Source organism: Pseudoscardovia suis (genome assembly GCF_002797875.1).
Lineage (GTDB): Bacteria > Actinomycetota > Actinomycetes > Actinomycetales > Bifidobacteriaceae > Pseudoscardovia > Pseudoscardovia suis.
In genome coordinates this window covers 224,690-244,726 of record NZ_PGFC01000001.1, presented here as the reverse complement: position 1 = coordinate 244,726, position 20,037 = coordinate 224,690, and the positions used below count along the sequence as shown (strand labels likewise).

Here is a 20,037-nt window from a genome sequence, read left to right as displayed (position 1 = left end):
TGCTGCAAATGACCATGCTGCAGGTAATGCATATGGCAATCATGGAAAACTGAAACACGACACACCTCCACTCCTTTCGAACATATGTTCTATATAATAGCTCATATGTTCGAAAGGAGTGACCATCATGAGTGATTCGGCGTGTTCTAACGATTCAGCCCACCGCAACGGTTCGGTCTGCCTCGGCAGTTCAACCGAGACAAGAAGCGTGCGTGGGCTCCCCCGGCCTCTGTCACCCGCCCCACGCCCCATTCCGCATGCGTTGGAGGCTGTGCATGCGGGGTTTCCCTCGGTGGCGCAGGATTATTTCAATGGGGATTTCTCGTTGGATGAGAATCTCATAGCCCATCCGGATACAACGTTCGCCGTCACAGTTGCAGGCGATTCGATGACGGGATGCGGCATATTCGACGGCGACATCCTGTTGGTGGACCGATCGCTGACGCCTCAGAACCACGACGTCGTCATTGCGGCAGTCAACGGCGAGCTCACCGTCAAGCGCCTTCTCATACGTGCGGACGGCATGTCGGTGCTCCATCCAGAGAACCCCTCCTATCCCGACATTGCGCTACCCAGGGCGGACGACATCGATGGGGATGCCGACGGCACATGCATGTGGGGAGTGGTCATAGGCAATTATCACTGGCAGTGCAGCCGGGCGCATTTCAAGGTGTAATCCAAAGCCCGAAGATTGCATCCGAAGCGCGAAGATTTAAGGCGTGAATCCAAGGCACGCAGCCGATGCACGGAATCGAAAATACGGAATCCAAAGCACAGAATCCGAAACGCACTCACAGATAACTCGTAAATGACGCCACATTCACAGGCAACGCCACACTCGCAGACGATGCTAAGGAGGCAAAATGAGGGAGACGCCGATGACGAGCCTCACGACAACAGGCATGGGATGCGATGACGACCGCGAGCGCGCTGCTATCCGCTGCACCGCCATACACCGGACCGTCGCCCATCGCACTGCCGCGTATCAGACCGCTGACCATCAAACCGTAACGGGCAGCGGCGAGACTGCCGTCGTGCTTGCGGACGCAAATAGCTTCTTTGCCTCGTGCGAATGCGTATTCGACCCATCGCTAGCGGAACGCCCCGTGGTGGTGCTGTCTAACAACGATGGATGCGTGGTGGCGCGTAGTGCCCAGGCCAAGGCGATGGGAATACCTGAGGGCGTGCCGTGGTTCAAGATACGAGAATGGGCCTGCGACCATGGTGTGGTGGCGAGGAGTTCGAACTATGAGCTGTATGCGAGCCTATCAGCCAGGATGATGTCGGTGATGCGACGTTTCTTCGCCCACCAAGAGGTGTATTCCATCGACGAATGCTTCCTCAGCCAGCAGGAACCCCTACGATCCGAATGCAACAGCAAGGCGGACATGCCAGCGGTCGGCACAGAGTCGCTCGATGAGACCGGGGCCATGCGTGCGGCCTCGCCTTCCAGTCTCGAGTCCCTCACCCAACGGTGTCTGCGTATGCGCACCGCCGTTTTGCAAGGTGTGGGCATTCCCGTATCGGTCGGCATAGCTCCTACGAAAACACTGGCGAAAATCACAAACCATTGGGTCAAGAAACATGACGCGAGGCATGGCGTTGATTCGTGGGATGAACTTTTGGCCCATCTTGATCACGATCCTTTGCGAGATGTCAGTGTGGCCGATGTATGGGGCATCGGTCGCCGTCTGGCCCCGCGCCTCATGAGCCATGGAATCCTCACCGCAGCGGACCTGCGTGACGCCGACCCCGCCGCGATACGCCGCCAATACTCCGTGCTCGTGGAACAAACAGTGTTGGAACTGCGCGGCATCAAATGCATCAGCGATGCACCCGACGCGGCACGGGGACGTCGCACGTCCCAAATCATGTGCTCGCGCATGTTTTCCCATGCGATCACCGACGAGGCAACGATGCGGCAGGCAGTGGCGGTCTATGCGCAGAAAGCGACGCAACGCCTCATGCGTCAACGTAGCCTGTGCTGCGAAGTCTCCGTGTTTTGCGGCACCGGCCCCACGGACGATGACGGGACAGGCCGCATGATGGTGCATGGTTGCGCAACACTGCCCGACCCCACGGATGATGCGCTGCTCATATGCCAAGGGGCGTATGAGGCATTGCGCTCTTGTATGATTCCCGGACTGAGATACGTGCGGGCAGGCGTCATGCTGTCAGGATTGATGCAAGCTGACGACTATCAACCCTTGGACGGCTTCAAAGCCAAACGAGACACCGGCCTGTCGGATGCCATGGCACGCATCAACAAGCGATTCGGCTCAGCTCATGTGGGCATCGGTTACGGCGGGGTTCGCGGCAAGGGCAGGTGGAATGAAGACACTGGCGCCACATGGAGCATGAAACGCGCCATGATGTCGCCACGATGCACGACCCGCTGGGACGAGATGGCGGTGGTTCACGCATGAGACTTGCAAACAATGACGATACGCTGCCGCTGCTGCAGCTGCATGTCTGCCAGCAGCCCATGCATAAGCGCAGTGACAGCCCATGCGCAAGCGCGATGACAGCCCCATGCGTAAGCGCGATGACACCGATTGAACGCATCCAGCTAGCCCGCGGCATCCAATCGACTCCCAGTGTCCAATCAAGGCTCAGCGTTCAATCGATGCTCAGTATCCAATCAACGCTCAGCATCCAATCGATTCACAGGCAACCGTCGCCGCTTGTACGCAGCGGAACTGAGGCCAATGTGAAAACGGCGACAACGTCAGCCCCATGCCGGTGCAGCACCTCGGCGCATTCACGAATCGTGGCTCCGGAAGTCACAATGTCATCCACGAGAATGACCGGCGAACGCAGATCTGCGTCACGCTTCACCCTCACCCGACCCCGGATGCGCACCGCACGGTCGTCGCGACCGGACGCAACGACGGATTTGGAGGAGACGCCATGCAAATCAAGCACGTCCGCGTAAACTGCCTCGCCTACGCATACGCGCAGCTGCGCAGCCACTGCCTTGGCCAATGTCTTGGTCTGGAAACGTCCCCGGGCGCGTTTGGATTCGGCAGAGGAGGGCACGGGCACCACCAGAATCGGTGGGAATCCTCGGATTCCGTACATATCCGCGTGCCTATCCCCCGCGTGCCTATCCCCCGCCCGAACATCACTCGTCTGAATATCACTCGCCGAGCCGCCAGCCCTTGCAAGGCTGCCAGCGCTTGCGCCACCATCGACCTGGACCATACCGTCACCGCGCGCCATACCGTAGCTGCGCGCCACAAGCCTGCGCAACAGCGTGGCACGATGCTGCACAAGTTCACGCAGCAAAGCGCACAACGGAGCGTCCGCCTCCTCATCTCCATGGTCCTTCCAACGCAGCACGGCTTGGCGCGCCGATCCCCGATACCATGCGCACGCCCACACCTCGCCGCTGCGCACAGGCGCGGAAACCGGTCGCTCAGGGTACTGTCGGAATTCTTCCGTGCATTGCCGACACAGCACCTCATCCGGAGCATCACATCCGGCGCATCCCCGGGGAAACAGAACGAAAGACACAGCCTTCCAGACGCATTGTGCAAACGCACAGGCAGACGACACGTGCGCTTGCACGCCTTGGGGCACGGCTTCATGCCGAGTACCAAGGCGAGCCCCGTGCAGACCAGCATGCCGAGCCTCATGCCGAGCCCCATTCAGGCGAGTATGCCGAGCAGCATGCCCAACATGGGACGAAACCGGTCTCGGCGAACGAATCTGCAGGTGACAGCGATTGACGATCATGCGCACATGCTAACGGTTCCTCGCTGTTCGCACACAGCGGTAATGGCAAATGTGCAAAAGTATCAGTCCAACGGCACACGCATGCGGCACCTGTGGATAACTACGCCTTATTGTGGGCACGATGTTGGTCGCATCAGCCAAGCATCTCAACCCAGCCGACCATTGCAGCCCAGCCGAGCATTGCGATCCAACGGCGCATACGGAGCATCAGGCAGACTGCGGAAGGTTCTCGATGATGCGTCCGATGCATTCGATGGTCTGTTCCGGACCATCCACATGGATGCTTGTCGTGCCGGCCTGCACGGCAGGGTAATCATTGCCTTCCGGACCCATGCGGTCGCCGATGTAGCAGATTTGCGGCACATCTATGTCCAAGATCTTGGCAAGCTCGCGCACCGCATACGCCTTGTCAATGCCTTTGAGCGAAATATCCACGCTTGTGGAACCACCGGCGTGCACCGCCAAATCGGGCAAATCCTTCTGGCACGCCTCGGCAAGCATTCGGCGTTTCTCACCGGTGGGATCCCAGGCTTCCTTCTCGGCGACAGGAGCGCTCTGCCCCAATGCCGAATACGTGATTTGGCTGCCACGGTCCTCGATGCGGCCACCCCATGTATGCTCTTCCCAAACGCCAAGCTCCTTCGCGCGTCGTTCGAGAGAAGCGATGGCTTGTTCACGCTCGGAAGCGGACAAATCATGCTCGAAGACCTTCGTCCACTCCCCCGCGCCTGCATCCCAGCGGATGTATTGCGTGCCGCTTGTGGGCATGAGATGCAGATGGGACTTGTCGGAATCCTCCTGGACCATCTGCACGACCTGGCTGTCGACGAGCTCCCATCGCCCACCGGAGATGACCGCAACGGGAAGCTTATGCGTCAGCTCCGCGAATTTCGCAGCGATCGGCGGCTTCATCGGCTGCTTGGAACGCGCCAATGTGCCGTCCAAATCAAACGCCACCGCCTTGATGCGGCTGCACACGTCGGCATAATCGACATCATTCCATTGCGTTGGCTTCAGTTCGCTCATGGTCCTCCTACGAATTGCCTATACACAGCATGCAGGCACACGTGTGGCGTCAGCATACATGCGATTTCTTGCAATCACGCGCAATCATTCATACAAAGACTTGTCAATGCCCGGCTTGGCCGCGCAGCAATAGCATTGATTGTATACGTCACCGCGGATGCGTAGGGTAAAAAGCATGAGCATGCCTTCGAACGAATCCGGTTCCCCACAGGATCATACGCACAGCCACCCCGTGGGATGGCAGCGCAAGACCCCCGTGGCGCCGTGGGAACGCAAGCATTACCGCAACCGCCATGGGCGGGGCCAGCGGCAGCCGATGTTCGGCGTGCGCATGCCACGATATCGCACGAAATCCGGCGCGTTCGATGATCTGGTCGCCTCACATATCAAGCGCCTGCGCGCCGCGTGGCCGGAACTGTTCGTGAACCTCCAATGCGCCGTCGAGGATGTGCCGCCATCCGATCCGTTGGATTGGGAGGAACACAAGGTCCCGCTCTCCAGGGCATTCCCCGCCGGCAATGGGATTCCAGCACGCATCGTGCTCTACAGCATGCCGTTACAATCACGCGCTGCGAGCTGGAGTGACTTGGAATTCCTGGTGCGTGATGAAATCGTGTTCCAACTGGCCAACCTCAACGGCATGCATCCAGAAGACATCGACCCCGATTGGGGCATGTAAGCGACGCCGTCCGAGCCCAGAATCGAGAGCACCCTCGGCCCGAACCCGCCGCACGGCTTCAACCGATAACGGCTCCGCCTGATGCCGCTCCAGCTAATGGCCCCCTCAGCCAACTGCCATTCGAACGATGACTGCTCGAACGACAACCACTCCGACCGATGATCACTCGGCCAAGGATGGTTCCCACCGATTGCCGGTCAGCCATGGCCATTCAGCAGATTGTCGCTCCGCCCGATGGCCATTCAGCCCAATGGCCGCTCAGCTGATGATCCGCTGATCGCGGGATGCGGTGACCAAGCTCGTCGCCGCATCCAGGGATGCGCCTTCGATGACGGCGATGCCTTGCAAAGACGCTGCCGAAACATCGGACTGGCTTACGGACGCCGCCACATGAAGTCCTGTCTCCGCCTTGTCAGTTGCCTCGGTGGCGTCAGTGGTGCCCGCCTCGTCAGCTGTGCCAGTTGTATCAGCTGCTCCAGCAGCCTGCCCAGCGGATGATGCGGCATCCGAGTCCGAGACGACGACCATCGCCGCCCCAGTGCCCAGTTTGGCAGGATCGAGCACGGCAGCGCCTCCAGCCGTCACCTTCATCGTCGTGGTGCCCACCTTCTTGCCGGAGGCATCATACCCGGTCAGCGCAGTGGTGATGTCGGCATCGGAGGAATTCGACAGCACCAGCGTGGCGGTCAGGTTCCCCGGCAGCGCGATACCGAAGACGCGCGCGGACTCCTGCGAACCGCTGACGGCGAAATCCGATTGCTTGCCTCCGTCCCGCGTGCCTATGGCCTGGGCAGTTATGGCACTGTCCGATGTGGCTTCGAGCGCGTACGCACCGTCCGGCACAGCGCCCAGATCAACGAGAGTGACCTGCTGGGAATAGACCTTGACCTGCTGCGCTTGCGTGCGACCGCTCTTCGTGAGCCATGACACGTCCACCATGGCATCATCCATGCTGAACAACGCCACCGTCACCGTGCCAAGGGACGCCACCGTCGGCATGACCTGCGTCGTCGACGCAGCGGCGCTCGCCGTCACATAATCCGAACCGTTGGGATTAAGCCCATCCATCGACACGGAACGCACGACGGCCGCAACCGGCACGGTGTGGCTGTCCACGTCGACCACCAGTCCACGCTGGGCATTGGCTGCCGCCGAAAGATTCACCGTCGTCTCGCTCTGGGCCTGCACGGTGACGGTGGCTGCCGTCGCCAAGCTCAAAGCGCCCTGCTGCGACGTTCCCCACGCGGTGAGGCTTACGGCGGCTGCGGTGGAGCCGGGATTGGCGATGACCAGCTGCTGCGTCCATCCAGTCTGGGTGGAAGGCACGACGAAACGCTGCTGCGTGGCCGCCGCCACGCATTGGGTGGCCGAAAGGCCTGAAAGGTCACCCTGCGTCGCCCACGAGGCGACGCTGCCGAACATGCCGGTCCCGTCCGACGAATCAGCAAGTTTCGCGCTCACCACAAGGGAATTGGAATTCATGGACGCCGAAGCCACTGAAAGCGAACCATCCCCCTGTGCTTGCTGAGACGCTGACTGCAAGGGCGTGGATTGGGTGCCGGCGAGATTGACCAGTGCGGCGCTCTCGACGGAGCCAGCGGCAGCCACCAACGCCTGCGACGTGATATTGCCTTCGGACACCTGGAACGCCGAATCGCCATAGCTTGCAGTATCGGCGAGAGCCATGCGCTGCGGACAATACGACTGCTGCTGTGTGCGGCTGACCTGGGCCGCGAAAACCGCCGACCCCTGGACGTCAGCGCCCCGCCATGGCACGATCGTCGCACCAAGCGTCGCGACAATGAGCAACGCAGCGCTGATGACCGCCACGGTCACCGTGCGTGCCTTTTTCAAACGTCGCTTGGTGACGGCGCGGCGTCCAATGGGTGCTTGCACCACAGGCATCGCCTGGGTGAAGTCGTAGCGCGAATCATCATCGAAGTCCAAATCCGCCTGCGCGGTTTCGGCACCATCGGTATTTTGTGGCAACCCATCGTGATAATGGTTGTCCTCGGATGTGTGCATTCCCTCAGTCATCGAATTCTCCTCCCTCATAGCCGCGCCTGCCGAATGGAATCGCCACCAAGCAGTAGAACACGAACACCAGTGCGGATCCGATTGCCCATGCCTTGCGGTGGGGGCTGGCTGCCGCCTTTGCTTCCTCGCTGATGTCAATGCCCTGCTGGTCGACAGGGAATGTGGTGAACCGCAGGTAGGATGACGAATCCTTGTCGATCACCGATTGCGTGTTGCCGCTCGAGAGAAGATTCGTGACAAGCGCCGCACCGCCCTGCTGATCGGAATCAAGCACGTAGACGCCGCCGAAGCCCATGGATTCGAGGTCGGCGCTGGCTGCAGGGTCTGCGCCGACAAGAAGCTGCACGAGGTCCGAGGAGATGCGCTTGTCTGTGACGTCCATGCCATTGCGCGCGAGGAGCGCCTGCGCAGCCGCGGACGAGTCAATCAGATCGCCGCGCGCCGTACGCATGACCGCATAGTCAAGGGAAGTGGTCGACGTGGCTTTGACGGCGATCACACGATGCGCATTTGATTTCGACAGGTATTCGGTCGCAACCATGGGCAGCTGCACATCGGAGGAACGAGTGCTGGATTCAGTTGCGAGCCTGGCTCCGCACGCACCCCACGACAGCGCCACGAGCGCCATGAGCGCGCACAGGAAGACGCGGCCGGTGACGGCGATGGACTTGGCCGGCCGGGAGTCGTCGGCGACGTAGTTCTCGAACGGCGACGCCGCGGTTCCCGCCGACATGCACATGCAGCACAGCAATGCCATGAAAGCCAACGACAGTCCCGGAAGCATGGAGCCTGTCACCGTGCCGGAGGCGTCCGCGCCAATCGCAGTGGTCGCCGAGAACGCCGCGAGAGCGAAGCCGGTGACCGCCAGCACCCACATCATGCGGCTGATGCGCAACACCGATGGCATGGCCAGGCTTGCCACCGCGAATCCCACCACGATGATGAGAGCGGCGAGCGTAAAACATGCCAGCACTGTGACGAGTGCGCTATCATCCGAACCCGCTTGCCCCAGTCCCACGAGGGATGTGAGGCGAGTCAACACTGCGGAGCCCTGGGCGTCGGAATCGGACACGGGCACCATGGAGCTGCCAAACAATTGCGTCCACTGCTGCTTGTCCCATCCGCGGACACAGCTGGCCAGCGTCGGCGCGATCATGAACGCGGCGGGCACAGGCACAAGCACAAGCACGGAACGATGGGACCGCACGAGAAAGAAGAACATGACGAACGCCACAAAGAACGCCACAACGTATTGGGGTTCGCTCGCCACAACGAACGCCAGGCACAGCGCGGCCAACGCCGCAGACTGGGCGGAGGGGCGCGGCACGGCGCGATCCTCGGTGCGGTACATTCCCACCGCCTTGAACACGAATGCGATGCCTGCCGGCAAGAACACGCACACCGTGAGCATCGGCAGGTTGGCGTGGGCATAGAATCCTGCCATTGCACCGAACGCTACCCATGCCAAGGCGGAGAACACGCGCACGGGGTTCGACCTGGTGACGATACCAGCGAGCGCCCAGAATGACAGTGCCGCCAACGGCGCGGCGAGCACAAGCATGACGAGGGCGGCGAGCTGCACATGGCCCCAGCACAATGCGCTCACAACGAGCAGTATGAGGAGGAACGGCGTGGGCGCCGCAGCGAGACCGGTGCCGGAAGCGTACGTCCACGATGTGGTGGCAGCCTGGGCGAGCTGGCGCATCGTGGCGCCGGTGGGCAGCAGTGTGTCGGACACGATCTGCCCGCCCATGATGGCGCCGCGCACCGCCATGGCGTTGACGGCGAGGCCCAGGACGAACGCCGCGATGGTCATCCACGCCGCCCAACGGTGTTTGATGGCGGCCTGTGCATGCAGATGCCCTTCGACGAGCTGGTCCATGGGCTCGGTGCTGCGCTCGGATGCGAACGCCTGGCGTCGAGACTTCCACGATTCCATCTGCTCGTGGTTCGCCGCGAGCATGGACACCGCTTTGGCGGAGACGATGGTCTGCGCACTCACGTTGCGCCTGACGCGGAACATGGTGCGTATATGCAAAAGGTTGATCCACGGCGCGGCGAATTCGCAGACGGCTGCGAAAGGCCGCTTGCGGATGAGCAGCCTCACGAAGCTCACCAACGCCCCCAGCAGCCTCCATAGCCACAGCGGCACCCACAGTCCGCGCGACACGTCGGAATACACATACAGGTCACGGCTGCGGCGCAGCGCGGGATACGTGCGGGCATATACGCCCTTGGGCATCGCGGCGCCGGAAGCGGACCGCAATCCTTCATAGCGCGCGCGGCAGTGTTCGATGCGCGCGCGTGGCGCGACGACCACGCGCCCTCCTGACAGGCAGATGCGCCGGCAGAAGTCGCGGGAATCCCCCAAGGTGCCCACATGTGGTTCGCCGCCGGACACCCTTTCCCATTCGTTGTCGGAGACGAGGGCGCCGGCCAGGGACACCGCGAACACATCCTGGCGGGCGTCGTATTGCTCTTGGTCGGGCTCGCCGTCGACGACGAGGCTTGCAAGACGGTGGTGCGGGGCCTTGTAATACCCCACGTTGTGCAGCCTCGAGCCGGTCCAGTCCAGCTGCTTGGCGCCGATGACGGACACCGTGGGCGTGTTGTGGCACACCCGCTCGAGTTCCTCGAGGCAGTGTTCGTCTGCCGGCCGGGAATCATCGTGCAGCAGCCACATGTGGTGGGCGCCCAACGGCAGCGGCACTCGTTCGAGGACGCGGCCCACCGCGTCGGTGAAGCTCGCGGCGCCTTGGACGGAGGCGATATACACGGTCAGCCGCGACTGCCCTGCCGCATCACTTACTTCGCCGTGCGTGGCAGGAGCGGGCGGCGCAGGCGGGGCAGGCACCGGATCGGCAGGAGCCGCCGCACCGGTAGGCGCGAAACGAAGCCTCGACGGCGTAACGATGACGGTGCGACGGTCCACGGTTGAGGATTTATCGGCGCAGTCAGCGATGATGACGGTGCCGGGGAGCACGGTCTGGCGAAACACCGCGCCGAGTGTGGTGGGCAGATAGCGCAAGTCCGATTCCACGGTGACGATCGCAGCGACCTCATCGTCCACCACACGCCCTTCGAGAGGCCCCGCGGCCATGATCGCCGCATCAATCGCCTGTCTTACGCTGCGCGCACTGTCCATGAGGAATCCTTCGCCGCCTTATCCGTTGCCGTATTCAAGGCTTGCAATAGCCATAACAATCAAGATGCCACGCATGCACGCCGTTCGCGCGGCCTGCACCGCGCGCAGCCAGCTGACAGTCTGGCATGGCGGTGTTCGCATGCGCCGCCCTTTCATTGTAGAGGCTACGGCAGATTGGCCGGCTCCCCGTCTTTCCGTCCGAATCCGGCTGCTTCCGCCAACGCCCGTCCGTGACCATTCACGACGGTTCATGGCCGTCCGCCGCCATCCACAAGGATCCGTGACTGCCCGCGCTGCAGACCCGATGGCGCCGAAGGGTGAGCTCACGCCCGACGCGCGCGACGCAACTTTTTGCGTTCCTGCTGCGACAGGCCTCCCCAGATGCCGAAACGCTCGTTGTGTTCGATGGCCCAGTCCAGGCATTTCTCCCTGACGGCGCAGTCCTCGCACACTTTTTTGGCATCCTGCGCCGAACGCCCACGGTCAGGGAAGAACGCATCGGGATCGGTTTGCGCACACCTGGCCTCAAGCTGCCACGACAGGTCCCCCACCTGTTTGACAAGCCGGCGCAGCAGCGCCTCCGCCCCGTCCTCATCCGTGGTGTGCGAAACATGGCCGTCACAGGGCATCCATACCGCTTTGCCGGTCGAATGGTCATGGCCACCATCGGTCAGACGACCGCCAGATGCCGTCGTGTGTCGTTCCGCCTGAATCCCCGATTCCGAGCATCCGACTTCACTGTGAGTGTCACCACGCATGCAGTCTCCCTCGAACATCGCTGTCTATCTCGTACGATTACACTCTTTGTTCGAGACATTGTCAAGCTTTGCGCGAGTCAGCGTCTTGCCACCCAGGGGAACGTTGCCCCGGGGAACGTTCCCCCCCCTGACGCACCCCAAGCCGACCGCCTCGGCAACAAGGGAAGCGAGAGAAGGAAGCGGCAGAGAAGATAAAGGCGTTCCGCATCTCGGTATCGCCACAGCACGCCACAGATGCATAAAAACCATGCCGCAGACCCCTGAGATGGTGATAATTATGTGTAGATATCGCGTTTTCAAGCCTTCTTTCAGGAAAACTGTTGGCATGTGCGCATAAAATGGGTTCGTTTGTCCACTATGCCCCGGGTGGGGCGCATGCGACGGATGCGACAATGCGTCCGTGCAGAAAGGTAGCCGGTGATTCCATGACGGGGAGCAATCTCAACAACACCCGATCTGATTCCGCCCCCAAGCATGCGAAGCACTACCGCACATCGCACACCCTGCGCACCGTCATCACATGTTTCGTGCTGGCGATCATCGCATTCATCCTGTGCTTCGCCGGTTCGGTGTATGCGCAGCTCAACGGCAAGATCAGCAGCACAAGCGTGGGATTCATCGACCAGGACAGCGGCTCCGGTGACACGAAGAACGACGTCCTGGACCCTTATGACGGACAGTCGATCACAATGCTCATCCTGGGGCAGGATACGCGCGATGGCGCGGCGAACGCCGCGCTGGGCGGCGGCGAGCTGGCGAACGAACACCAGGCGGACACGACGATCGTGGCACAGATCTCGGCGGACCGCTCCTACATCAACCTCGTGTCGATTCCCCGCGATTCCATCGTCGACCGACCCTCGTGCAAGATGTCGGATGGCTCGACCCTGGCCGCCGAAGACGGCGTGATGTTCAACTCGATCTTCGCCACCGCGTATTCGCAAGGCGGCGACCTAGCGAGCGCCGCCAGTTGCGCGGTGCATTCCGTCAACTATCTGACGGGGCTCAACATCAACCAATTCGTCGTCGTGGACTTCGCCGGCATGAGCGAGATGGTCAACGCCCTGGGTGGCGTGGACATCTGCCTGCCCACGGACGTGGATGACGCCTACTCCGGCCTGAAGCTGTCGGCAGGCGTGCAGCATCTCGACGGCACGCAGGCGACGCAATACGCCCGCACCCGTCACGGTCTGGGCGACGGGTCCGACATCATGCGCACGACGCGCCAGCAGTATCTCATCAAACGCCTCATCCGGACGGCGTTGCAAAAGAACATCGTCTCCCAGTCAAACCAGCTGTACCAGTTCGCGCTATCCGCGCTCAACAACCTGTCGCTCAGCTCCGGTTTGGCGAGCGCCAGCACGCTCGTGGGATTGGCGTCCACCCTCACGAATCTGGATGTCAACCGCATCTACTCGCGCACGATCCCCATCACGTCGAGTCCCGACGACCCGTACCGAGTCGTGTGGGATGATTCCGCCGCCGACGTATGGAAGCTTTTGCGTGACGGGAATCCGCTGCAGACGGACGCCACGTCAAGCGACGCGTCCTCCGACACCTCAAGCAGCTCCTCCGACACGTCCAGTGCAGCCAGCGGCGATGCTTCCTCAAGCGCCGAAGAGACCTCGCCGGACACGTCCAGCGAACCCAGCGCCAGCGACGATTCCTCCTCGGACTCGGTGGACCTGTCGACGATGACCGCACAGCAGCGCATCGATTACTACACCGCCCAAGGCGGCACGTATGATGCCACGACGCAGGTCATCACGACCGCCGACGGCACGCTCATCGACCCGGGCACCGGCGGCACGGTCGATCCCTCCGACGGCACGATCCGCGACCCCAACACGGGATACGCGACAGGCATTTCGTACGGCTATCTGACGGCGACCTTCTGCCCGACGTTGCAATGACCTGGCGTCGGCAAGCGCCGTTCGCAGGGACTTCAGACGACTCCCCGCGAACGGCCCAGCAGGACCTGCGATAAGAAAGGACTTCGCTATGGCTTATTCGGGCAGCCAACTTCCGCCCAGCTTCTCGCCATCGAACCGTGATGGCGACGGACGGCAGCGACACACCGACGCCTCAGCACAGTCATCCCGGCACCAGCAGTCCCGCCAAGCGCCGCCGAGCTTCGCCCCTGGCGGCCAGCGCGCCTCCGGGGCCTCTCAGCAACCCCGACAATTCCAACCGGCGTCATTCGCCCCGAACTCTGCCGGCACTCGCGCATCCGGCACCGCACGCACGGGATCAGCGCGCAACAGCTCCGCGCCCGCCCCTGACCGTCTGCCCTCCTACATCGCCCCCACACCCGGCATGAACGGCAGCGGCATCAATGGGAGCGCCGGTTCGGCACGGCTGCGCGGCAGACAATCCACCGCCATACCGAATGCCGAGCCCGCGGACCTCCCCCAGTCCGGCCCTCAACGTCCCCAGCGCCACCGTCGGCACCGCCACAGCGCACGGCGCATCATCGCCATTGTGCTCGTGGCGCTGCTCGCTGCGATTATCGTGTTCGTTTCAAGCCAAGTGATGTGGATCAACCGCAGCCTCAACCATCAGGACATGCTGTCAGGATCGGCGAACACCTCCGGCACCACATGGCTGATCCTGGGCTCTGACCAGCGAGACGGCACGGTCGGTGGCACGCAGGAGGAAGTGCCGGGCTTTAGAAACGATACGATCCTCGTGCTCACCAAGCCCAGTTCCGGCCCCTCTTCGCTCATCTCCATCCCCCGCGACTCCTATGTGACCGTGGACGGTCAGGACATGAAGATCAATTCCGTCGCCGAAAACTACGGATATCCCCAGCTTGTCAAGACCGTGGAGGGGCTGACCGGCGTCACGGTGGACCACGTGGCGCTCATCGGTTTCTCCGGCGTGATGGGGATCGTGGACGCCTTGGGTGGCGTGAACCTGTGCCTTGACTATGACGTCAACGACGCCTATTCCGGACTGCAGTGGACGGCTGGCTGCCACACCGCCGACGGCACGACGGCGCTCGCGTTCGCCCGCATGCGCTATTCCGATCCGCAGGGCGACATCGGCCGTGCCGCACGGCAACGCCAGGTCATCTCCGCGATCATGACGAAGGTGACGACAGACAAATCGGTGCGCACCTATTCGACACTGCACAAGGTGGGCGATGCCACGTTGGGCGCGCTCACGGTGGACGAGAACTCCAATGCGTTCACGCTGTTGCAGATGGCTTCTGCATTCCGCGATGCCACGGGTTCGGGTGGCGTGACCGGCAGCGTGTATTACTCCAGCGTGAATTATCAGCCGGCGTCAGGCATCGGTTCCTGCGTGCTGCTGGACGATGACAAGAACCTCGACCTGTTCAAGGCGCTGAGCCGAGGCACCCAGCCCGCCGGCACCGTGGGAGGCTACACAGGGGCGTAAGCCGCAGGAGGTTAGGCACCAAGGGCTTAGGGCGCAAGCACAAAGGGCAGGACGCATAAACGCAATCCGAAGTTATCCACAGGATTGTCGCAGAGGTTTTTTCTGCCCCACATGCATCCACATTGGTCATATTCCCGCCGGTCCAAGCCTTCGTGGCGTGACAATGGTCGCATGCCCAAGACACGGATCTTTCCCAAACATTCGCTTCGCCCGCCCAAGGGTAGCGGACGAAACGACGGATATCACAGTGATGAATGCCGACGCGGCGATGCCCGGCCGCGTCGCAGTTCGCTGCTGCCCGTCCTCATGGTGGCTTCATTTCTGGCTCCGGTGTTCGGACAACTCGCGATGGCGGGCATGGTCATGCAGCAGGGCAACCACTGGTATCTGGGATTCGTGATTCCCGCGGCGGTCGGTTCGCTGGCATCCTGCGCTGCGATGATCGTGCAAATGCGCGAAGCCAAGAACGCCGCCGAACTGTACGAGGGCACGGATTCCGACACTGTGCGTCAAGCGCCCGCGACAGCGGATTTCGCAACCTTGCAGCTGCCTGCCCCTCCGCCGTTGGAGGAATTGCTGTTCCCTGCCGTTCCCGCTTCGAAATCCTGCCGGCCCCAGCATGCGTGGCGCGCGGTATGCCATGCGTGGTCACGGCGTTCTCCCCCATGCGACGGGCAGCCTGACGCGCGGCGTGACGGACGGAATGATTCGGGCCTGTGCGCCCCCATAGGCATTGGGACGGACGTGCCGAGTTTTGCGCCTCCGATGCCAGTCCCCGACGGGATGCCAGGGCGAGCAGACGCATCGGCGCGCACTGTCACCATCGACATCACGCGCCAAGGCCCGCACGCCTTGGTCGCGGGCACCACGGGGTCAGGCAAGTCCGTGCTCCTTGAATCATGGTGCCTGGCGCTGGCATGCCTCAATCCTTCGGACCGCCTGCATTTTGTGTTCCTTGATTTCAAAGGCGGCGCGGCATTCCGCCTGCTGCGCAAACTGCCGCACTGCGTGGGCGACGTATCGGATCTCAGTCTTGCGCACGCCGCCCGTGCGCTGCGTGCGTTGGAAAGCGAACTGCGCCGACGGGAGGAATTGCTCGCCAGGCAAGGCGCCGCCACGATGCATGAGCTTGGCCATCCGTGCCCGCGCCTGCTCGTGGTGGTCGACGAATTCGCCGCACTGCGCCAACGCATGCCCGATTACGTCAACCGTCTCGTGTCATTGGCTTCGCTGGGACGCTCACTGGGCATGAACCTCATCATCTGCACGCAGAATCCACTTGGCCAGGTCAGCGCCGACATGAAGGCGAACCTCAACCTCAACATATGCCTGCGCGTGCGGGACGCCTTGCAATCCTCCGAACTGATCGGCTCGCCCCACGCCGCCCATATCAGCCCGCGGCAGCCCGGCACGGCGTTCCTCAGCGACGGCGCGGATCTCACGATGGTGCGTTGCTCCCCATGCTCGTGCACCGCCACGTGGGTGCGCGCATGCCAGCGTGCCGCCGCGTTCTGCGGCTTGGAGACACCCGAACCGCTGTTTTCACCACCGTTGCCACGCCACGTGGACGGCAACGACCTGCAAGCTGCTTCCCTTGACATGCGAATGTCCGACCGACTTCTGCCATCTGGCCAATGCGGCAGCCACGCCTCCCCCAATGCTCAGGCGACGAGTGCACGGGCAGCAGGTGCACAGGCGACGGATGCAGGGACGACAGGTGCAGGGACGACAGGTCATGCAGCCAAAGCCGGCGAATCGCAATCCCACCGTCAGTGTCCCCGACCTTCGGACGGGCTTTCAGTGGGGCTGCGCGACGATGGCATCCATGTGTCCCTGTGGCTGCTGACGTTGAAAGGAAACCTTGCGATCATCGGCGCGCCTGGCTGTGGCAAATCGACGGCATTGGCCGCCATCATGCAAGCCGCGCGAGAGTCGGGCTGGCTTGCGCTCCCTGCGAAACCGCCATGGACCGCGCGCCTCATACAGCCCGATGGCCGCATGACATTCGTCGCCGACGACGCTGATTCTCTGCTCGACCCATTGGCGCAGGGCGATGGCGCGATGGACTTCCGCCGCGCCCTCGATGACCGGGCGACACACGTGGTGTTCGCAGTTCGCTCCGCCCGGCATGTGCGGTATCCGGAGGATTGCGCGCAACGCATCGTGTTTCCTACACCGGACAAGTCCACGAACACGCTCATGGGCATCCCTGCGGACTTAGCCGCGACGCTGAGCGAGGAGGATTGGCGCACTCCCGGCCGCGCCGTCGCCATGACGGATGCATCGTTCCTCGTGCAATGGAGGGCGTGCAATGGAGGACCGACTGCGCCCCGTGAACGCTAGACGTGTCATCAACGCATCCGTGTCATCGACGTACCCATGGAAGCGCTTGAAAAACGCGCATGAATAACCAAAGAACACTCTGGATGCCCACTGTGAAAAATCAGCGGAAAAAATAATCCTAATAAAACCTTGATTCTCGCGCCAAACAGTGCAAAGCTAAAAGTACCAGATTAGACAGGAGTCTTTCTATGAGCACTGCGAGCGATTGGCGTTCGAAGGCCGCGTGCCGGGACAAGGATCCCGAGCTTTTCTTCCCCGTGGGCAACACGGGCGCAGCCTACCAGCAGATTGAAGAGGCGAAGCAGGTGTGCCGCACCTGCGACGTCATCGATCAATGCCTCAAATACGCTCTCGAAATGAACCAGGACTACGGTGTGTGGGGCGGTCTTTCCGAAGACGAGCGCCGCGCACTCAAGCGCCGCGCCATGCGTGCGCGCCGGTCCCAGGCAATGCAGATGCAAATGCAAATCTGAGCATTCGGCATTGCGTCGGTTCTGGAGTTGTATCCCTTGGTTGCGTTGCAGCCAAGGGATTTTTTACTGTGTTACTGCGATTGTCTACCGGGAATCTTTGCCATTGATCACGATGATCACGAGCAGGGACAGCCCCAGCAGCACGCCAGGCGTGGCACCTGCCATGAAATCGCCGAAATTGCCGCGCACCGCAACGGCGATGAAGCCCAGGACCGACACGATGATGCCGATGATGGCTATGATGAGCAAGGCTTTGTACTGACCGTCGTTCATTGTGCGTTCTCTTCTGCGTCTGACGCTGATACGCCGTCAATGTCGGCTGTGCTGGCGGTTTCAGCAAGGCTGGAGCTCTGGGCAAGGATTATCGCCTTGCCGCTGCCCGTGATGGACATCGAAACGACGCAGAATCCCTGCTCTGCTATCTCGTTCGCCATGCGTTCGACCGCCGCTGCCATGTCCTTGGCCTTGGGGTGGTATCCGACCGTGAACGTCTTGTACATGGATGCAACCTCCTCAATGAGAAAATCCTTGTTTGAGTGAATCCCTGACATTAAGGGTAACGAAACACATAGCCCCCATGATGGCTGCCAGTTGAATCCCCAGTGAATTCCTATCGCATGCGAATCCCCGCTCACAGGGAATCTCCGGCATGTGAATCCCATTACAGAAAACCCCGCCCAGCGCCGTGAAAGAACGTTGAATGGCGACGCTGGACGGGGATAACGGATGGAAACAGCAGATGGTGCGGATCACTGCGCCGCGCGCAGTTTCATCTTGAGCACCACGCGCGTGCCATGCGGATGGTTGGGCTCCCAGCGGATCGTGCCTCCGAAGTCGTTCGTCACGAAGGTCTGCACGATCTGTGTGCCCAGCCCGGAGCCGGATGCCTTCGCCATGCCGTTTTCGGACTCAGTATCCATGCCGTTGCCATCGTCTTCGACGACCACGTCCAGAGAGTTGCCTCCCCTGCCGGCGGAGATGGTGATCGTGCCTTCCGTGCGGCCTTCGAAGCCATGTTCCACGGCGTTGGTGACCAGCTCGGTGAGCACCAACGACAATGGGGTTGCGTCTTGGGCGGGCATGCTGCCGAATTCCCCGACGAAATGCACGCCGATGTTCTGGCCGCGTTCCTCGGCCACGTCCACGCTCATGCGCAGCAGGCTCGGGATGATCGTGTCAAAGTCCACTGTCTCGTCCGCCGATTGGCTCAGCCCTTCGTGCACTGCGGCGATCGTGGAGATTCGCCGCTGCGCCTCCTGCAGCTCGGCGCGCACCTCGTCGCTCTTGGTGCGGCGGGCCTGGAGCCGAAGCAGCGCGGAGACGGCCTGCAGGTTGTTCTTGACGCGATGATGGATCTCGGAAATCGTCGCGTCCTTCGTCTGCAGCTCCACTTCGCGGCGCCGCACCTCGGTCACGTCACGGAACAGCACGAGCGCCCCATCGCGCTGCGATTGGGCGTTGTACAAGGGCAGCGAGCGCATGGCCAGGCTGGCGCGGCTCGTATCGAGTTCGCTGTCGGCGGCGCTTTTGCCGCTCAGCACGTATGACAGAGATTCGGGCACCGTGTCACGTTCATGGATCTGGTCGGTCGTCACTTCGGCAAGGTAACGCCCCACGAGCTCCCCTTGCTCCCCCAGTCGCCTGTAGCAGCTGATGGCGTTGGGCGAAGCGTATTCTATGATGCCTTCGCCGGAAAGCACACAGAATCCGTCGGAGACGCGCAGGTCGTTGGGCCGTTCCGAAATGAGTGTCTCCTGATAGGGGAAGCGTCCCAGGGAAATCATGCCGAACAGCCGCTTGCCCGTCTGGATGCATTCGAGCTCGTATCGACCGTTGCCGACGCGGGTGGCCATGTTGGTCTCTCGAATCACCACGCCCAGCACCCTGTCGTCGCGAATGACCGGCGCGAACACGTCGCATACGGTGTTGTTGCCCACCATGCGGTAGTGGTCGAGCCTGGCGACCACACGGTTGGAATACGCGCTTTCGATGGCGGGAACGATCTCTGCCGCGACCGGCTGACCGATGAGGTCCTCCATGAGCACGGACACGACGGTGGATGCGCGGCATTGGTCGGCGACCACATAGTCGCCTTCGTCATTGCGGATGACGAGGATGAGGTCGGCGAAGCTGAGGTCTGCGATGACCTGCCAATCGGACACCAGCCGGTGGAGCCATTCGCGATCGGCATCGATGAACCCTGTCTTGCCTGCGATGATCTGCGAAAAATCTGCCATGCACTTCATCCTAAGCGATGATTGCGTCAAATCCGTGCACCCATGCATTCGATCCGGTTTGCATTTGACAGAACTTACGATAAAGTAAGTTACGGAACGGAAAGTTATGTCGACACCACAGAAAGGCACGCACATGGCAGGCACACAGCACAGCTCGTCGGACACCCCGGACGCAGCGCTGTCGAAGCAGGCCATCGAC

Annotated in this window: 15 protein-coding genes; 7 read left to right on the top strand and 8 right to left on the bottom strand. The window is 61.8% G+C overall.

Annotation, left to right across the window (positions count from 1 at the left end):
- Positions 1-127: 127 nt before the first annotated feature.
- Positions 128-676, top strand: coding sequence for a LexA family protein (locus tag CLV65_RS00920; protein WP_094691021.1), 549 nt, complete (start codon positions 128-130; stop codon positions 674-676).
- 187 nt (positions 677-863) lie between these two features.
- A complete protein-coding gene (locus CLV65_RS00915; RefSeq protein WP_244569124.1) occupies positions 864-2,426 on the top strand; it encodes a Y-family DNA polymerase in 1,563 nt (520 codons plus the stop codon).
- A 238-nt stretch (positions 2,427-2,664) separates the two neighbouring features.
- Here the strand turns inward: CLV65_RS00915 and CLV65_RS08840 are convergent, their stop codons facing one another.
- Positions 2,665-3,516 (bottom strand): ComF family protein, encoded by an 852-nt coding sequence (locus tag CLV65_RS08840; RefSeq protein WP_169925497.1) that lies wholly within the window; start codon positions 3,514-3,516, stop codon positions 2,665-2,667.
- A gap of 429 nt (positions 3,517-3,945) precedes the next feature.
- Complete coding sequence (locus CLV65_RS00905) at positions 3,946-4,764, bottom strand: HAD-IIB family hydrolase (protein WP_094691023.1); 819 nt, start codon at positions 4,762-4,764, stop codon at positions 3,946-3,948.
- 175 nt (positions 4,765-4,939) lie between these two features.
- Between CLV65_RS00905 and CLV65_RS00900 the strand changes: the two genes are divergently transcribed.
- Positions 4,940-5,443, top strand: coding sequence for a metallopeptidase family protein (locus tag CLV65_RS00900; protein ID WP_244569125.1), 504 nt, complete (start codon positions 4,940-4,942; stop codon positions 5,441-5,443).
- Between the two features lie 258 nt (positions 5,444-5,701).
- Here CLV65_RS00900 and CLV65_RS00895 read toward each other — a convergent pair whose 3' ends face one another.
- From CLV65_RS00895 to CLV65_RS00885, 3 genes are all read right to left on the bottom strand, one after another.
- Positions 5,702-7,480 (bottom strand): DUF5719 family protein, encoded by a 1,779-nt coding sequence (locus CLV65_RS00895; RefSeq protein ID WP_094691024.1) that lies wholly within the window; start codon positions 7,478-7,480, stop codon positions 5,702-5,704.
- On the bottom strand, positions 7,473-10,625 hold the full coding sequence (locus CLV65_RS00890; protein WP_094691025.1) for a glycosyltransferase family protein: 3,153 nt from the start codon (positions 10,623-10,625) through the stop codon (positions 7,473-7,475). The genes CLV65_RS00895 and CLV65_RS00890 overlap by 8 nt, the downstream gene beginning before the upstream one ends.
- A gap of 323 nt (positions 10,626-10,948) precedes the next feature.
- Positions 10,949-11,254, bottom strand: coding sequence for a WhiB family transcriptional regulator (locus CLV65_RS00885; protein WP_094691228.1), 306 nt, complete (start codon positions 11,252-11,254; stop codon positions 10,949-10,951).
- Positions 11,255-11,808: 554 nt separating this feature from the next.
- Between CLV65_RS00885 and CLV65_RS00880 the strand changes: the two genes are divergently transcribed.
- The 4 genes from CLV65_RS00880 to CLV65_RS00865 all read left to right on the top strand — a co-directional run bounded on the left by CLV65_RS00880 (position 11,809) and on the right by CLV65_RS00865 (position 17,601).
- Positions 11,809-13,296: an LCP family protein gene (locus CLV65_RS00880; RefSeq protein WP_094691026.1), complete on the top strand. Its 1,488-nt coding sequence runs from the start codon at positions 11,809-11,811 to the stop codon at positions 13,294-13,296.
- An 88-nt stretch (positions 13,297-13,384) separates the two neighbouring features.
- Positions 13,385-14,785 (top strand): LCP family protein, encoded by a 1,401-nt coding sequence (locus tag CLV65_RS00875; protein ID WP_094691027.1) that lies wholly within the window; start codon positions 13,385-13,387, stop codon positions 14,783-14,785.
- 357 nt (positions 14,786-15,142) lie between these two features.
- The gene (locus tag CLV65_RS00870; RefSeq protein WP_244569126.1) at positions 15,143-17,128 is read left to right on the top strand and encodes an FtsK/SpoIIIE domain-containing protein; all 1,986 of its coding nucleotides are present in this window, start codon (positions 15,143-15,145) and stop codon (positions 17,126-17,128) included.
- A 188-nt stretch (positions 17,129-17,316) separates the two neighbouring features.
- Complete coding sequence (locus CLV65_RS00865) at positions 17,317-17,601, top strand: WhiB family transcriptional regulator (RefSeq protein WP_094691028.1); 285 nt, start codon at positions 17,317-17,319, stop codon at positions 17,599-17,601.
- Positions 17,602-17,685: 84 nt separating this feature from the next.
- Here the strand turns inward: CLV65_RS00865 and CLV65_RS00860 are convergent, their stop codons facing one another.
- The 3 genes from CLV65_RS00860 to CLV65_RS00850 form a co-directional block, all read right to left on the bottom strand.
- Positions 17,686-17,874, bottom strand: a complete 189-nt coding sequence (locus CLV65_RS00860; RefSeq protein ID WP_094691029.1) for a hypothetical protein — start codon at positions 17,872-17,874, stop codon at positions 17,686-17,688.
- Positions 17,871-18,101, bottom strand: coding sequence for a hypothetical protein (locus CLV65_RS00855; RefSeq protein ID WP_094691030.1), 231 nt, complete (start codon positions 18,099-18,101; stop codon positions 17,871-17,873). The genes CLV65_RS00860 and CLV65_RS00855 overlap by 4 nt, the downstream gene beginning before the upstream one ends.
- Before the next feature lie 249 nt (positions 18,102-18,350).
- Entirely contained in the window at positions 18,351-19,838 is a 1,488-nt protein-coding gene (locus CLV65_RS00850) for a sensor histidine kinase (protein WP_094691031.1), read from the bottom strand.
- Positions 19,839-20,037 lie beyond the last annotated feature (199 nt).